This is a genomic window from Anaerosacchariphilus hominis (assembly GCF_014290175.1).
Classification (GTDB): domain Bacteria; phylum Bacillota; class Clostridia; order Lachnospirales; family Lachnospiraceae; genus Laedolimicola; species Laedolimicola hominis.
On sequence record NZ_JACOOR010000005.1, the window covers coordinates 145548 to 161122 of the forward strand.

The 15575-nt window shown below is 52.3% G+C and carries 13 protein-coding genes; all 13 read right to left on the reverse strand.

Going from position 1 to position 15575, the window contains the following annotated elements:
- Positions 1-5: 5 nt before the first annotated feature.
- The 13 genes from H8S44_RS09975 to H8S44_RS10035 all read right to left on the reverse strand — a co-directional run bounded on the left by H8S44_RS09975 (position 6) and on the right by H8S44_RS10035 (position 15575).
- Positions 6-701: an energy-coupling factor transporter transmembrane component T family protein gene (locus H8S44_RS09975; RefSeq protein ID WP_186873546.1), complete on the reverse strand. Its 696-nt coding sequence runs from the start codon at positions 699-701 to the stop codon at positions 6-8.
- Positions 689-2101: an ABC transporter ATP-binding protein gene (locus tag H8S44_RS09980; protein ID WP_186873547.1), complete on the reverse strand. Its 1413-nt coding sequence runs from the start codon at positions 2099-2101 to the stop codon at positions 689-691. The genes H8S44_RS09975 and H8S44_RS09980 overlap by 13 nt, the downstream gene beginning before the upstream one ends.
- Positions 2098-2979 carry an ABC transporter substrate-binding protein gene (locus H8S44_RS09985; RefSeq protein WP_186873548.1) on the reverse strand — a complete coding sequence of 294 codons (882 nt, stop codon included), beginning with the start codon at positions 2977-2979 and terminating at the stop codon, positions 2098-2100. The genes H8S44_RS09980 and H8S44_RS09985 overlap by 4 nt, the downstream gene beginning before the upstream one ends.
- Before the next feature lie 2 nt (positions 2980-2981).
- Positions 2982-3593 (reverse strand): ECF transporter S component, encoded by a 612-nt coding sequence (locus tag H8S44_RS09990; protein WP_186873549.1) that lies wholly within the window; start codon positions 3591-3593, stop codon positions 2982-2984.
- A 287-nt stretch (positions 3594-3880) separates the two neighbouring features.
- Positions 3881-4438, reverse strand: coding sequence for an alpha/beta hydrolase (locus tag H8S44_RS09995; protein ID WP_186873550.1), 558 nt, complete (start codon positions 4436-4438; stop codon positions 3881-3883).
- A gap of 253 nt (positions 4439-4691) precedes the next feature.
- Positions 4692-6314 (reverse strand): chaperonin GroEL, encoded by a 1623-nt coding sequence (groL, locus tag H8S44_RS10000; protein ID WP_186873551.1) that lies wholly within the window; start codon positions 6312-6314, stop codon positions 4692-4694.
- 42 nt (positions 6315-6356) lie between these two features.
- Positions 6357-6641 (reverse strand): co-chaperone GroES, encoded by a 285-nt coding sequence (locus H8S44_RS10005; protein WP_178039274.1) that lies wholly within the window; start codon positions 6639-6641, stop codon positions 6357-6359.
- A gap of 276 nt (positions 6642-6917) precedes the next feature.
- Positions 6918-7697 (reverse strand): GTP-sensing pleiotropic transcriptional regulator CodY, encoded by a 780-nt coding sequence (gene codY / locus H8S44_RS10010; RefSeq protein WP_186873552.1) that lies wholly within the window; start codon positions 7695-7697, stop codon positions 6918-6920.
- Between the two features lie 120 nt (positions 7698-7817).
- Positions 7818-9890 (reverse strand): type I DNA topoisomerase, encoded by a 2073-nt coding sequence (gene topA / locus H8S44_RS10015; RefSeq protein WP_186873553.1) that lies wholly within the window; start codon positions 9888-9890, stop codon positions 7818-7820.
- A gap of 44 nt (positions 9891-9934) precedes the next feature.
- Complete coding sequence (gene dprA, locus H8S44_RS10020; RefSeq protein WP_186873554.1) at positions 9935-11014, reverse strand: DNA-processing protein DprA; 1080 nt, start codon at positions 11012-11014, stop codon at positions 9935-9937.
- Positions 11015-11016: 2 nt separating this feature from the next.
- The gene (locus tag H8S44_RS10025) at positions 11017-12573 is read right to left on the reverse strand and encodes a YifB family Mg chelatase-like AAA ATPase (protein ID WP_186873555.1); all 1557 of its coding nucleotides are present in this window, start codon (positions 12571-12573) and stop codon (positions 11017-11019) included.
- 240 nt (positions 12574-12813) lie between these two features.
- Complete coding sequence (locus H8S44_RS10030) at positions 12814-14760, reverse strand: clostripain-related cysteine peptidase (protein WP_186873556.1); 1947 nt, start codon at positions 14758-14760, stop codon at positions 12814-12816.
- Positions 14757-15575, reverse strand: a complete 819-nt coding sequence (locus H8S44_RS10035) for a DUF4428 domain-containing protein (protein ID WP_186873557.1) — start codon at positions 15573-15575, stop codon at positions 14757-14759. Before H8S44_RS10035 ends, H8S44_RS10030 begins: the two co-directional genes overlap by 4 nt.

A 15575-nucleotide genomic window follows, 5' to 3' on the forward strand; every position in this document is an offset into this window, starting at 1 on the left:
GCTGTTTATATGGAAAAGACACAGACCAGAGCCACACAGAAAATCAGAAACAGCCAGTCTCTGGCATGCACCCGCACTTCCATATATTCTGTCCGTTTCTCTTCACCCGAAAAGCCCTTGGACTCCATGGCAATGGCGAGTTCCTCGGACCAACGCACAGACTTTACCAGCAGTGGTTTCATCAACGCCGGAGATACCGGAAAAACGGAGAGCCCTCTGGCCCGAAAGGCCGCCCGGGTCCTTTTATACTCCTGCACTGCCTGTGGGAAAACGCCCCATGCCGCCAGAAGACCGTAGGCCCAGACCTGGGGCAGATGGAACTGCTTTTCAAAGGACTTGACCATCAAAATCCGATCCGTGGTCAGAGTAAACAAAAAACCCACACCTGCATAGGCCAGTACCCGGCTGGCCTGGGCGACGCCGTTCCACACCTGGGAATTGCTGACCAGAAAGTCCGCAGCCGCCACAGGCATGGAGGCATCCGCCGAAAACCGATAGCCCGTAAAGAACATACCCACAGCCGCCAAAAGAATAGGCAGCATCAGCAGTCCCAGAGTTTTCGGCTTCACCCTGGAGATCAGCAGCGCAGCCATACAGAGAGCGAACACCGCCAGGTTCAGCACCGGATTGTATCGGAAAGCCAGTACAAAGGTCACGCACAGAAGCGTCACAAACTTCATGGCCGGATTCAACGTACGCATAAGCCACCTCCCTTCAGTTCCAGGATCTGATCCGCATAATCCTTCGCCAACTGCCGGTCATGAGTGGAAAAAATCAGAGCTACGCCGTGCTCTCTGGCCTGCCGGCACAGGGCGTCCATGATAGCCGCCGTATTGTTTCGATCCTGAGCGTAAGTGGGTTCATCGCAGACCAACGCCTTACAGGGATAGGCCATCAGGGCCGCCACGCCCAGACGACGCTGCTGTCCCTGACTCAGCATATAAGGGGAAATATCCCGGTAACGCCAGAGCTTAATCCCCCGAAGAATTTCTTCCGTCTTTGCTTCCGCATCCGGCTGTCCCTTCAGCCCCACCAGAATTTCCTCCCGTACCGTATCACTCACAAACTGATCCTGGGGATTCTGAGTCACAAAGCCAACCTTTCCCAGCTCCTTTTTCCGGAGCTTCCGAAGCTCCCGGTTTTCCAGAAGGGCCTGGCCTCCATAGGAATACAGACCGGACAGAGCTCCAAAGAGGCTGCTCTTTCCACAGCCGCTCTCACCCACGATGGCGTAGATGCAGCCGGAACGGAAGTCTGCGTTCACATCCGTAAAAATGGGATTATTTTCATGCTTCACTGCCAGATGCCGAAGCTTTAGCACTACTTCACCGGGCTTCGCCGCAGGCAGCTCCGGTTCGTATGCCTCTCCCGGCACGATGACACCAAGCTCCTTTAACAGTGCTCCGTCCAGAGTGCTCACATCCATGACCTCCGGCCGCAACACACCATTTTCCATGACCCGCACCTGATCGGCGATGCCCAGCCAGTTCTCCAGCCGGTGGTCCACCGCCAGAATACCGATACCCTTCGTTCGGTTCAGCTCCTTTAATTTTCCGGCAATCATCCGAGCCGAAGCGTCGTCAATATTGGCGAAAGGCTCGTCCAGCAGAAGCCACTTGGGAGACAGCAGGGTCATGCAGGCCAGCATGACCTTCTGGCGTTCGCCGCCGGACAGACTGTGAAGGGTTCGTTTCTTCAAATGGGAAATTTCACAAAAGGCCAGGGCCTCCTCCACCTGAGTCATCATTTTCTCCCGGGGTGTACAGAGATTCTCCAGGCAGAACAAAAGCTCGTGCTCCACCGTATCCATGCAGAACTGCAGCTCCGGGTTCTGAAACATCATCCCCACCAGATGACAGCGCTTCGAGGGCGTCAGACTGTCCGGACGGACTCCCTCTACGCTGACCGTACCGGAGCGCCGGATCCCGGCGCTGTGAGGATAGATGCCAGCTGCCAGGTAAAGCAGGGTAGATTTTCCACACCCGGAAGAGCCGGTGAGAATGGTAATCTCACCGGCATCAAATTCCGCGCTCAAATCGCAGAGGATATCCTTTCTATCCTCAAAATAGGTAAATTTCAGATGTTCAATTCGGATACTCATGCTTCAAAATACTCGTTGGTAAATTCTCTTTCGGTTCTTCCGGAAATCACGCCGCACTCCACCAGGAAGTCTGCCATCCGGTTCCATCTCTCGTCGCTGATTCTGCCCCAGCGTCCTTCCTTGTCAAGCAGGATCGGAGCCAGATGCTTCTGGCTGCGGATCAGCAGAGACTCGGTAGCGTCTGCAGGCAACATGTCGCGCACTTCCATCACAGTCTTCTCCGGATGGGCTGCCACCTCTCGGTATGCCCGATCCAGAACCTTCAGGAAACGACGCACTGCGTCCGGCTTATCACGAAGGACTTTCTCGGAAGCTGCCATGGCCGGCGCGCAAAAATCAAAGATGGGATCCACGTCGCCCAGGTTAAAGTAGTTGATCTCTTTTCCTGCCTCCAGAAGCACCTGATTCTCCCAGTTCTCGTATACCCAGGTGGCGTCTGCCACATTTCCCAATGTGGCTACGATATCTCCCACATCCAGATTCACCAGGTTAATCTTATCGTAATCGCCGCCGTCAGCTTCTACCACGCGGCGAATTGCTGCATGGAACCAGGCCGGAGTCCAGTGGGTCAGGCGCTTGCCCTCCAGCTCTCTGGGACGGGTAATACCTGCTTCTTTCAGGGACACGATGCCGGAATCACATTTCTGAGTCATGACCGCGATACCGGTCAGGTTGATGCCCCGCTCCCGGCACTCCAGCATGGCGATCTCCGGTCCGCAGACAAAATCCGCGCCGTGAAGCTCCATCTCACCGTGTACCTCACCGAAGATCTCCACATCTAAATCTGCCTCTTTGAACCAGCCGCGCTTCTGGGCCAGCAGGTAACCTGTGTGATTAGTATTCGGGAACCAGTCCAGAACAACCTTTAACTTATCCATCTTTAGTCCTCCTCATCATATACCTTGCCGGTCTTCGCTTTCGCTCCGATGGCATAACTCTTTACCACACCGGTCTTAGCCAGGCCGTCGCCTGCCAGCTTGCAGATGACGCCGGAGAATACGATGGCGCTCACGAAACGGACTGCCAGCTGGGCGATGAGAAGACTCGGATCCAGTGCGATATAGTTCAGATAGTAGAGCTCATAGCAGAAAATAAAGGTAGCGGAAAATACACTTGCCAGGGACATGCTTGCCAGATCCCACTTTTTATAACGGAACAGAGCGAAGGCAAGCTCGGCTCCGGCACCCTGAATCAGTCCGGTCAGTACCACGGTCACGCCTCCGGAGTTACCCATCAACAGTTCTACCACAGAAGCCAGCACCTCGGTTACCAGCGCTACGCCCGGCTTGCGGATAATGTAGGCAGCCAGAGTGGCAGCCATGAACCATACGCCGTAAATGATTTCAAAGGCAAAGTTGGAAAGTCCGGTGGGGGCAAGGACGGTGGAAAGTACTACGCCTCCGTCGAAGATCACCAGATAAATCGCTGAAAATACAACTCCCAGAATCGCCATCATAATGATGTCCTTCAATTCCCATTTCTTTGTTGTCATGTTACATTTCCTCCTAATAGTAAGTTTTAAACTGTGCCGCAAGAGGTTTTTCGCAAATAAAAACACCCGGTTTTCGCCGGGCGGATTTATCGCATATCATTTACAAATCTACTCCCTACAATGGCATTATCCAACAGGTTCATCGGGTCATGGACAGGTTCAGTCCAAATCTCAGCCAGCTTCCGCCAGCACCCCATTTGCTTGTTGTTCAGTTTTCTACAAGAGTATACCATGCTTCTTTTTAGGATGCAAGCATCCATTCTTCTTTCCTTTTATATATTTATATATTACATTTCCAGCAGATACTTTTTTGTCTGTGTCATGATATTCCTAATATTTTCCAAATCTTTTATGGTGTCTCCCGTTTCCATAGAATGGTTAGCTCCTTCTGTCAGATACAACTTAATCCCCCTATCCTTGCATTTTTGACAGATAACTTTCGTATCTGCCCAGGAATCCCCGGTTCCATGAAACACAATTCCCATGGTACCGATCGCTTCAAAAGATGCCTCCACCGGCGTATAATAGATTTGTCTGGCAGGAATAGCATTTTGCTTTGCATATGCTGCGGCAACCGCCGTTCCAAGGCTCTTGGAAATGAATACAATATCATTGTAACTGCTCCATGGCACATTACTCAGTTGTTCCGTTACATCTTCCAGGGCCTGTATAAAGGCCTGACGCATTTTCGTCCCATCGCCCTTTACTCCGGAGGGCAGGGAACCATAGTGAATCTCCCGAATTTCATAATCCATTTCCCGTACCAGCTTTCTACTATAATAAAGTAGCGGCTTATCGCAATGATAACCGATACCCGGGAACAGGACTGCCAGTTTATTTATCATGGGAATACTCCTTTTCTTTGGGATTTTTTAGGAAGTTTTATTTAGGATATAGCATGGGAAGAGGAATGTCACGGGAAGGGGCTAGGCCCAAGTCAAAAAGCAAATACCCCGCGGCAGGTTAAATGCTACCGCGGGGTGCCTGTTTTTCTTCCTTGGACTTATATTCGAAAACCACTTACGTGGTTTTCTCATTAACACATCAGATGAAACCAAATGCCCAGCTATGCCGGTCGCTTGGTTTCCTGCTGATGTGTTACATCATTCCGCCCATGCCGCCGCCTGCGGGCATTGCGGGTGTTTCTTCCTTAATGTTTGCTACACAGCTCTCTGTGGTAAGGAACGTAGATGCTACGCTGGTTGCGTTCTGCAGAGCACTTCTTGTTACCTTTGCGGGGTCAAGAATACCTGCGTCTACCATGTTCACATACTCTTCATTCAGTGCGTCAAAACCGACTCCCGGATCGCTCTCTCTTACCTTGTTGATGATAACTGCGCCTTCCAGTCCTGCATTGGCAGAGATATGGAACAGCGGAGCCTCCAGTGCCTTCAGGATAACCTTTACACCGGTCTTCTCATCGCCCTCTGTGGTATCAAGCAGCTTCGCTACCTGCTTGGTTGCGTGGATATATGCGGATCCGCCGCCTGCAATGATACCTTCCTCTACAGCCGCCTTAGTGGCTGCCAGAGCATCCTCCATACGAAGCTTTGCTTCCTTCATCTCTGTCTCGGTTGCAGCGCCTACACGGATAACCGCTACGCCGCCTGCCAGCTTGGCAAGTCTCTCCTGCAGCTTCTCACGGTCGAAATCAGACTTGGTCTCTTCGATCTGCGCGCGAATCTGAGCGATACGCTGCTGGATATCTTCCTTGGAGCCTGCGCCCTCTGCGATGATGGTGTTCTCTTTCTGAATCTTCACAGACTTTGCAGTACCCAGATCTTCAAGCTTCGCATCCTTCAACTCACGTCCCAGCTCCTCGGAGATGACGTTTGCGCCTGTCAGGATTGCGATATCACGCAGCATCTCTTTTCTTCTGTCGCCATAGCCCGGTGCCTTTACACCAACTACCGTGAAGGTTCCACGCAGCTTATTCATAACCAGAGTAGTCAGAGCCTCGCCCTCGATATCCTCTGCGATAATCAGAAGCTTTCTGCCGCACTGTACGATCTGCTCCAGCAGCGGAAGAATCTCCTGAGTTGTGGAAATCTTCTTATCTGTAATCAGGATATACGGATTATCCAGATTTGCTTCCATCTTTTCCATGTCTGTTGCCATGTAAGCGGAAATATATCCTCTGTCGAACTGCATACCTTCTACCAGATCCAGCTCGGTCTTCATGGTCTTGGACTCCTCAATAGTGATAACGCCGTCGTTGGTAACCTTCTCCATAGCGTCTGCAACCATGTTGCCAACTTCCTCATTTCCGGAAGAAACAGCTGCTACTCTTGCGATCTGATGCTTTCCGGTTACCGGGCTGCTCATCTCCTTAATAGCCTCTACTGCGGCGTCTGTCGCCTTCTTCATACCCTTTCTCAAAACGATCGGGTTCGCTCCTGCTGCCAGATTCTTCATACCTTCATGAATCATAGCCTGTGCCAGAACTGTTGCTGTAGTTGTACCGTCACCAGCTACATCATTGGTCTTGGTCGCTACTTCTCTTACCAGCTGGGCACCCATGTTCTCAAACGGATCCTCAAGCTCGATCTCTTTTGCAATGGTAACACCATCGTTGGTAATGAGGGGCGCGCCGTACTGCTTATCCAGTACTACGTTTCTTCCCTTCGGTCCGATGGTTACTCTTACGGTATTTGCAAGCTTATCTACACCGGCTTCCAGTGCTTTTCTGGCGTCTACGCCATATTTGATTTCCTTAGCCATTTTTAATTCCTCCAGTTTCTTTCTCAAAAATAATTATTATTCTTATTCTACAATCGCAAGAATGTCATTCTGCTTTACAATCATATATTCTTCGTCGCCGAGCTTTACTTCATTTCCGGCATACTTGGAATAGATTACCTTGTCGCCCACCTTTACGTGCATGGTAACTTCTTTTCCATCTACCATTCCACCAGGACCTACTGCTACGACCTCAGCCTGCTGGGGCTTCTCCTGGGACTTGCTTGCCAGAATAATTCCGGATGCGGTAGTCTCCTCTGCTTCAAACTGCTTCAGTACAACTCTGTCTCCCAACGGTACTAATTTCATTTCTATTCCTCCTTGGATCTTGTTCTTATCCTTTTTATTATTAGCACTCACTCACTACGAGTGCTAACTTACGGTTATTATATTAATGCTTTCCCGAAACTTTGTCAACCGCTTTTTTGGATTTTATGGATTTTTTAGAAAATGGGAAAAAGTCCTGCAATGTAGGCTTCTTCGCCTGCTACAGGTCGCAAAAACGACATCTTTCCTGGCACATAAAAACAGTGCAGAAATCTGACGCTTTTCGCCTTTTTCTGCACTGTAATTTCCCTTTGTAAATTATTTGGACTCTTTCTTCAGCTTCGCCAGCTCATCAAATACCACATCGTTCACTACCTTGATATAGGTTCCCTTCATTCCCGAGGACCGGGACTCGATGACGCCTGCGCTCTCAAACTTCCGGAGGGCGTTGACAATAACAGAACGGGTGATGCCCACACTGTCGGCGATCCGGCTGGCCACCAGAATGCCCTCGTTGCCCTTCAGTTCATCGAAGATATGGGTGATGGCTTCCAGCTCGGAGAAGGACAGAGTTCCGATGGCAGACTTCACAATCTGCACCTTGCGCTTTTCTTCTTCGTTCTCTTCATTGACAGAACGCATCATCTCCAGGCCTACCACCGTGGTTCCGTACTCGCTCAGTATGATATCGTCGATATCGTACTGTTCCTTATACTTGTACAGGAACAGGGTTCCCAGACGCTCGCCCGCGATATCAATAGGAGTAATGATCGCCTGATAATCCCGGACATTCTCCGATACAAAGCCAAGAGTCTGCAGATTCACATTCTCCTTGGTGGAAAGGATGCTTAAGAGCCGCTCGTTCAGCGCTTCATCAATGTGAGCGCCCACTTCATCCACAATCAGCTCATGGATCTCCTCGACACCTTCACAGTGACTGATTCCCAGAACCTTTCCCTTCTTACTGATTACCAGGATATTTGAATTTAAGATTTCGGTCAATACCTCACAGATGTCATTGAATACCACTTTGCTGGAGCTGTTGTTATGCAGCAGCTTGTTAATCTTTCTTGTTTTATCTAATAATTGTACGCTCACTCTATTCCCTCCGTTGTATCTCTCTGTCCTTCATCGTAGCACAAGATTTCACATTTTTCAATCCTATTTTCTGAAAAATTCTGAATATTTTGTCAACATCCGGACAGACGGCATGCGCTGCTATTCATCCTTCTTTTTCGGCATCACATAACCGCAGGTCTCATTGGCGCAGACCAGCTTATTTCCCTTTTCCACCATGTAGCTTCCGCAGGACGGGCACTTCTGTGCGGACGGCTTCTGCCAGGACATGAAATCGCACTCCGGATTATTCTCACAGCCGTAGTACTTCCGGCCCTTCTTGGTTCTGCGGAGAACAACATCCTTGCCGCACTTGGGGCAGGGCACGCCGATCTTCTCCAGATAAGGCTTGGTATTGCGGCACTCCGGGAAACCCGGGCAGGCCAGGAAACGTCCGTGGGGACCATACTTGATCACCATGTGCCGTCCGCATTCCTCGCAGACCACGTCCGTGACCTCGTCCTCAATCTTCACCTGCTCCAGTTCCTTCTGGGCAGCCTCCACTGCTTTTTCCAAATCCGGATAGAAGTTCTCCACCACGGTCTTCCAGTTGACGGTTCCCTCCTCCACGCAGTCCAGCAATCCTTCCATATTCGCGGTAAAGTCTGTGGCCACGATACTCGGAAAGGCCTTTTTCATCATATTGTTGACCACCTCTCCCAGCTCGGTCAGGTAGAGATTCTTGCTCTCCTTGGACACATAGCGCCGGGCAATGATGGTAGTGATCGTAGGCGCGTAGGTACTGGGGCGTCCGATACCCAGTTCCTCCAGGGTCTTCACCAGCGCTGCCTCGGTATAATGGGCCGGGGGCTGGGTAAAGTGCTGCTTGCTCTCGAACTCCTTCAGTTTCAGGACCGTATCGGTACTCAGTCCCTTTAACAGTCTGCTGTCACCCTCTTTTTCATCCTCCTGCACATAGACCGACATAAATCCGTCAAAGGTCACCCGGGAGGCGGACATGGTAAACCGGTAATCTCCTCCGTCGATCTTCACGGATGAGGTTTCATAGACCGCGTCAGCCATCTGGCTGGCCGCGAACCGCTTCCAGATCAGCTGATAAAGCCGGAACTGTTCTCTGGTCAGGGAATCCTTCAGGGCTGCCGGCGTCCTGGACAGGTCCGTGGGACGAATCGCCTCATGGGCGTCCTGAATCTTCTTTCCGCTGTTCTTCTGGTTCTGTCCCGCAGACACATAGTTCTCTCCGTAAGTAGAAGCGATATAGTCGTGGGCCGCCTTTGCCGCCTCCTCCGATACACGGGTGGAGTCCGTACGCAGGTAGGAAATGACACCCACCGTGCCGCTTCCCTTGATATCCACGCCCTCATACAGCTGCTGTGCCACGCTCATGGTCTTCTGGGTGGAGAAGTTCAGAGTCTTGGAAGCCTCCTGCTGCAGCGTACTGGTGGTAAAGGGCAAGGGAGCCTTTTTGACTCTCTCTCCTGTCTTCACCTCGGTAACTTTGTAGGATACTCCCTCCAGCGCTTTCTGGATCTGCTCCATCTCCTCTTTGGATTTGATGGTCAGCTTTTTGCTTTTAGTTCCGTAAAAATGTGCCTGCAGAGGTTTCTTGCTTCCCTCTGTGAGGAAGTCCGCATCCAGAGTCCAGTACTCCTCCGGAACAAAAGCATTGATCTCTTCCTCCCGATCCGCAATGAGACGCAGAGCCACGGACTGTACCCGTCCGGCGCTTAAGCCTCTCTTTACCTTCGCCCAGAGAATAGGGCTGATCCGGTATCCCACCATACGATCCAGCATCCGGCGGGCCTGCTGGGCATTCACCAGATCCATATCGATCTCCCGGGCGTTCTTCAGGGACTCTTTCACCGCGCTCTTGGTAATCTCGTTAAAGGTGATCCGGTACATTTTCTTTGGGTCCAGATTCAGCGCCTGGGACAGATGCCAGGAAATCGCCTCTCCTTCCCGGTCAGGGTCGGTTGCGAGATAGACTTTGTCCGCTTTCTTCGCTTCCTTTCTCAGCTTGGCCAGAATATCTCCCTTGCCGCGAATGGTAATATATTTGGGCTCGTAGTCGTGCTCCGCGTCAAAACCCAGCTGACTTTTCGGCATATCCCGCACATGTCCCTGGGACGCCATTACCTCGTAGTTGGAACCCAGGAACTTTTTAATGGTCTTTACCTTTGCCGGAGACTCCACGATAACCAGATTCTTTGCCATATCTGCTTCCTCTTTCTTTAAAATTCCACTGCCCGGATCTTTTCTCAAGTCCGGGTATAATAATTCTTATATACTTCTTTCGCATGCCCCTTTATCTGAAGTCCCGACAGTACACGGAGTACCTCTCCGGGAGCCAGACCTGTCTCCCCGCAGATCGTCTCCAGATTTTGGGCCTGTAAACGTAGACAACTATACACCAAATTTTCAGACCTTTCAAGCGAAATTTTATTTTTTTTCTTTTTCTTTCCCTGAATTCCCGGTAAAATATGGAGTTCTTCCAGCAACTGTTCCGGGGAAAGGGCGATTCCGGCCCCCTGCTGAATCAGCCGGTTGCAGCCCTCGCTTAAGGCGCTTCCCACCGGGCCCGGCAGGGCGTAGACCTCTTTTCCCTGCTCCAGACCATAATCCGCGGTAATCAGGGAGCCGCTTTTCTGCCGCGCTTCTATTATAAGTACCATATCCGAAAGCCCGCTTAATATACGATTCCGCAGAGGAAAATAATGGCGCAGGGGCCGGACACCCGGCGGAGCCTCCGACAGAATTCCTCCCCGCTGCTCCAGCTCCATATAGATATCCCGATTGGACTCGGGATAACAGATATCCACACCTCCGGCCAATACCCCGAAGCTTGCGCCACCCGCCTCCAGAGCTCCCCGATGAGCCGCTCCATCCACGCCCCTTGCCATACCGCTGATGATCTGCACCCCGGCTCCGGCCAGTTCCCTGGCGAACCATCGGGCCCCGTTACTTCCATAGGCGGTACAGTCCCGGGCTCCCACCAGGGCTGCGGCCGGTTTTTCCTCTTCCGGCAGCTCTCCCCTGAAAAAGAGGCCGCAGGGCGCATCCGTAAGATTCCGAAGCTTCTTCGGATACTCCGGATGCTCAAAGCTCACAAAACGGATGTCCTGTCTCTTTAACCGCTCCTGTTCCCATTCAAAGCTCCAGGATGCCCTGCTCCCACAGAGGGAGGCGATACAGCCTTCTTTTCCCGGAAAGGCTTTCTGAAGCTCCTCTTCCTTCCGCAGATACACCTCCCCCGGGCTCCCATACATTTTTACCAGTCTATGCGCCAGTCCCGGATCATAAAACAGGCTGCTGCAAAGCCACTGCCAGTAAGCCTCCATACTCACACCTCCCTCATCCAGTCGTTCCGGTTGGGCGGCCGGTATCCCAGAGCCTCCAGAATATGAGGCTCTCGGATCCGCTCCGACTGTTCCAGATCCGCGATGGTCCGCGCCACCCGGATAGTCCTGTGATAGCCCCGGGCGCTCAGCTTCAGCCGTTCGTAGGCATCCTCCAGAAGTTTCCGCTCCTTTTCTTCCAGTACACAGTATCGTTCCATATCTCCAAACCCCAGCCTGGCATTGACGCAATCCGCCATTCCCTTTTTCTCACAACGTTCCTTTTGCATCTGACGGGCAGCTTCCACCCGCTTCCGGATGTTCTCGGAACTTTCACTGCTTCCCCTTCCCTGAAGCTCCCGGCAGGAGAGCTTCGGCACTTCCACACAGATATCAATGCGATCCAGTAGGGGCTGCGAGATCTTTTCCAGATACCGCAAAATCTCCCGGGGCGTACACCGGCACCGGTTCCGATCCGGGAAATATCCGCAGGCGCAGGGATTCATAGCCGCCACCAGCATAAAGTCCGCCGGAAAGGTATAGGTTCCGGCTGTCCGGGAAATACAGACTTTCTGTTCCTCCAACGGCTGACGCAAAATCTCCAGGGCAGTCCTGCGAAACTCCGGTAATTCGTCAAGGAACAAAATTCCGCCGGAACTTAAGGAGATCTGACCGGGCTTCGGGATCTTTCCTCCTCCGGCCAGAGCTTCCGCTGTGGTGGTATGGTGAGGTGCCCGAAAGGGTCGTTCCGTCAGAAGTGCCTGCTTTTCCGGCAAAAGTCCAGCCACACTGTAGATTCTGGTCAGCTCCAGGCATTCCTCCAGACTTAAGGACGGCAGGATACCCGGGATTCGTCTGGCGATCATGGTCTTTCCGGAGCCGGACGGTCCGATCATCAGAAAGTTGTGCATACCCGCCGCGGCCACCTCCGCGGCCCGTCGGACAGCAGCCTGGCCGTGTATCTGAGAGAAATCATCGGCCCCTTCTGCGCTCATGCTTCTCTTTTCCCGCCATAGTTTCTCCCGATCCACCCATGTGACCCTGGCTTTCTCCGGATGGCGCAGAATCTCCATCAGTTCCTGCAAATCCGCTACACCGATGACCTCGATCTGATCCAGCACCGCTCCCTCTCCCGCGTTCACAGTCGGAACGATACAGCGCCGGATCCCCTTTCTTTTGGCCATCTCCACCAGGGGCAGCACTCCTGAGATCCCAAGCACCTGACCGCTCAGGCTCAGTTCACCTGCTATCATCAGCCTCGCCAGCCCTTCTGTCGGAATCCTTTCCGTGGCACCCAATACCGCGGCGGCCACAGCCAGGTCGTAGCGGGAACCGGCCTTTTTCACAGCTGCAGGCGCCAGATTCACTGTAATCCGCTTGGGCGGCAGAGGACAGCCGTTATTCCGAAGTGCTGTCCGCACCCGATCCGCTGCCTCCCGTACCTCCGAGGCCAGATAGCCCACCATCTGAAAACCCGGCATGCCCTCGCTCACGTCGGCCTCCACCCGCACCGGATAAGCATCCATGCCGCCAAGCCCCGCTGATAATACCTTACAGAACAAAAAAATTCCTCCTCTTCTCTCTGTTCAACACGTTTGGAAAATCCCGGGGAATCCCGGAATGAGATATCATGAAATGATATCATAAGATAAGGAAAGCATACTCCATTTTCCAGGAAAAATCAGTTGTTTTATGGTTTTTTTATACTTTTCATCATTCTTCACAGAAAAGGCCGTGCCGCAGACCCCGGAAAGGTCTGCGGCACGGCCGCTCTGTATCTTATTCTGTTTTCCTCTTCTGTCCTAATAAACCGTGGCGGTAATCGTGCCTCCGGCACAGTCGAAGAAAACTGCATCGGAATAGGCATAGTTGTCCATGGCATCCCGCATCTCATATACCATACTGTAGGAACCGTCAGGAAGCTCCATCTCATCAAAGGACGTATCCGCTGTCACTGTGAAAGTCTCCGCCGTATAGGCCTCGAAATCCTCATCGCCGGTGGCGCTGGCCATATACCAGATGGTGGTAAGTTCGTCGCCCTCCTCCAGAAGCCGCAGCTCCTTGTCTGCCATACCGGTCTCATCAATGCCCTGACGGGCTCCCAGGATGCTCCAGCCCTCGGTTTCGAAGTCATAGACTACCTGCAGGTTATAGGGATCGCCATTGATAAGCACCGGCACCGCATAGAGATTATAGTCCTCACTCTCGTAACTCAGCTCCATATAAGCCAAATTGCCGTCGATGCTGCCCCAGACTTCCCGGAAGTTATCGTAGAAGACACCGTTGTCCCAGTCGGCCTCCATGTCATTGTCGGTTCCAAGTAAAAGCATCAGATCATTTTCCTCATCCACATAATAGAGAGAAAAACCGATTCCCGCCAGAATGTCATTGGCCTCCGGTCCCAGTGTCAGATAGGATACTCCATCATCGTTCACATCCAGAGCCTTGCCGTCCCAGTCCACAGACAGGAGATTCTGCACCTTGGGCAGCTGGTCCAGATTCAGATCCGCGATATACTCCATACCGGAATCGTCCAGCTCTCCGGTCAGTTCATAGGCGTAAAAATATTTGAAGGCAGTGCCTGCTCCCACACCTGCGTAACCGTTGAAATCGTCCACATCGCCATTGTAGGAATAATAACAGGAAAGGCCGGTGGCTTCTGTCCGGTACTGGCCGCCCACCTGATAGAGTACACAGTCATCCAGAGCGTCCAGGACCTCCTGGGCCGATCCCAGCATGCCGGAACTCAGTCGGGCCATATGTCCCAGATCCACCATGTTTGTATACCCCTGCTCCTTGGTATTGCCACCATAATTTTCGCTCTGCACCGCCGCCCGGGCAAACTGGGAGAAAAAGGCCGGATCCTCGCAGGCTGCAGACAGAGCCTCGGCGCCAAAAATCTCATAGGCATCCAACAGAGGGCCTACCTTGGTCAGATCCGTCAGGGACAGGGTCGTATTATCCTGAGTTCCCACTTCCTCGCAACCTGCATAATAAGCGTCGCAGATCACCTTACCCAGTTCTTCCCCGTCCATGGAGGGATCCTCTGCCAGAGCTCCCATCCACCGGGAATAATACCAGCCGTTGGCCGGCTCCGTTTCTTCGGAAGCCACCAGATAATGAGCCAGATCAGAAAAGGCATTGGCCACATCCACGGTAGCCATCAGACAGGTGTCAAAGCCCACCAGTTCCAGAGGCTGAGCTGTTTCAGAAGGAGCCCATACGCTGGAGAACGCTGCGTACATCTCATCCAGAGTCAGGGAATCATACCCATATAATTCATCAAAGGAAGCTCCTGATACGGAACCGCCTCCGTGATTCCAGAATACCACCGCTGTTTTCTCCGCCGGATAATTCTCTTTGGCAAAACTTAAGAAATCTGCCAAAGTCTCTGCCTCTCCCATACTGGCCGAAGGCTGCTCGTCCACCAGGTTCAGGCCCTCGCTGTTATAAATCCAGCGCTGCAGCTTGGAGGAATCCACCACATCATTTTGCCATTCCTTCGCTCCGCCGGTCTCGATGACCACATTCACATTCTCCGGAAGCTGTACCTCCATCAGCTCTGCCAAATCGCCGGTGGCGAATCCTCCGCCGGTCTCCAGATCGCTTCCGCAGAGATACCAGTAGACGGACCAGGCAGCTTCATCCGCCGCAGCAGTACCGGTCTGCGTTTCTTGCTCTCCACCGCAGGCGCACAGCGATGCCGCCAGAACACCGGACAGAAACAGGGCTATCCATTTTTTCTTCATACCCATTCCTCCTTTGCCGACGGATTCATCAGCTTCATCAGCTTCTTGGCCATAGTATGAAACTTCTTCTCTTTCTTCTCATACTTTTCCAGATATTCTTCTACACTGGGTTGATCCCGGTCAAAGGACGGGCCATCCACCTCCCAGTGCACTTTTTCCCAATAAGGATGCTGGAACTTGATATCCACTTTAAAACGGCGCACCGGCGCCTTGGCATCAAAGGTGGGCCGATCCAGCGTAGTCAGCCGATTGCTGTTAGTTCCCGCTACAGGTGGCAGGACACTGCTGCCCCTGCTCTGATGGTTCTCCCGCATCTCCTGACGCTGCAGCATCCAGTCAAACTCCTGTCTCTGCATCATGAACTGTTCGATCAGCTGAGACATGGCCCGGGCTTTCTCCGGCGTATCACTCTCATGACACTTGAGAGCTGACTTGCCGCTGGCATAGATAGCGGTACTGTCCTCCTTGATACAGAAGGACTTAATCTCGGCAGCCGTGAATACCAACGCGTTCTCATCGTCCCGGATACGAAGCAGCTTATGATCAGTATCCAGAAGCAGGCTCCCTCCACCGAAGCCAAAATCATACCGCCAGGTCTCCGTAAACTGATTCCGATACATCAGGTTCTCATCATAAAAGATCAGATATTTCCGAAAAGCATCTAATGTCATCTGATTCACTGCGCCGTCCGGCAGATATATTTTCTTATCGCATTCCTTGCAGATAGGCATATCCTCTATCTTCGTGGGAAGCAGACGCGGAGTCGGGTTTCCGCAGATCGGACATACCTTTTTATGATTACTAAATAATCCCAT

What these genes read in the sequence shown, in the direction of transcription:
- H8S44_RS10035 (WP_186873557.1), bottom strand. Translation starts at nt 15,575, where the DNA reads ATGGGATTATTTAGTAATCATAAAAAGGTATGTCCGATCTGCGGAAAC.
- H8S44_RS09975 (WP_186873546.1), bottom strand. Translation starts at nt 701, where the DNA reads ATGCGTACGTTGAATCCGGCCATGAAGTTTGTGACGCTTCTGTGCGTG.
- H8S44_RS10005 (WP_178039274.1), bottom strand. Translation starts at nt 6,641, where the DNA reads ATGAAATTAGTACCGTTGGGAGACAGAGTTGTACTGAAGCAGTTTGAA.
- H8S44_RS09985 (WP_186873548.1), bottom strand. Translation starts at nt 2,979, where the DNA reads ATGGATAAGTTAAAGGTTGTTCTGGACTGGTTCCCGAATACTAATCAC.
- dprA (WP_186873554.1), bottom strand. Translation starts at nt 11,014, where the DNA reads ATGGAGGCTTACTGGCAGTGGCTTTGCAGCAGCCTGTTTTATGATCCG.
- H8S44_RS09980 (WP_186873547.1), bottom strand. Translation starts at nt 2,101, where the DNA reads ATGAGTATCCGAATTGAACATCTGAAATTTACCTATTTTGAGGATAGA.
- H8S44_RS09995 (WP_186873550.1), bottom strand. Translation starts at nt 4,438, where the DNA reads ATGATAAATAAACTGGCAGTCCTGTTCCCGGGTATCGGTTATCATTGC.
- groL (WP_186873551.1), bottom strand. Translation starts at nt 6,314, where the DNA reads ATGGCTAAGGAAATCAAATATGGCGTAGACGCCAGAAAAGCACTGGAA.
- H8S44_RS09990 (WP_186873549.1), bottom strand. Translation starts at nt 3,593, where the DNA reads ATGACAACAAAGAAATGGGAATTGAAGGACATCATTATGATGGCGATT.
- topA (WP_186873553.1), bottom strand. Translation starts at nt 9,890, where the DNA reads ATGGCAAAGAATCTGGTTATCGTGGAGTCTCCGGCAAAGGTAAAGACC.
- H8S44_RS10030 (WP_186873556.1), bottom strand. Translation starts at nt 14,760, where the DNA reads ATGAAGAAAAAATGGATAGCCCTGTTTCTGTCCGGTGTTCTGGCGGCA.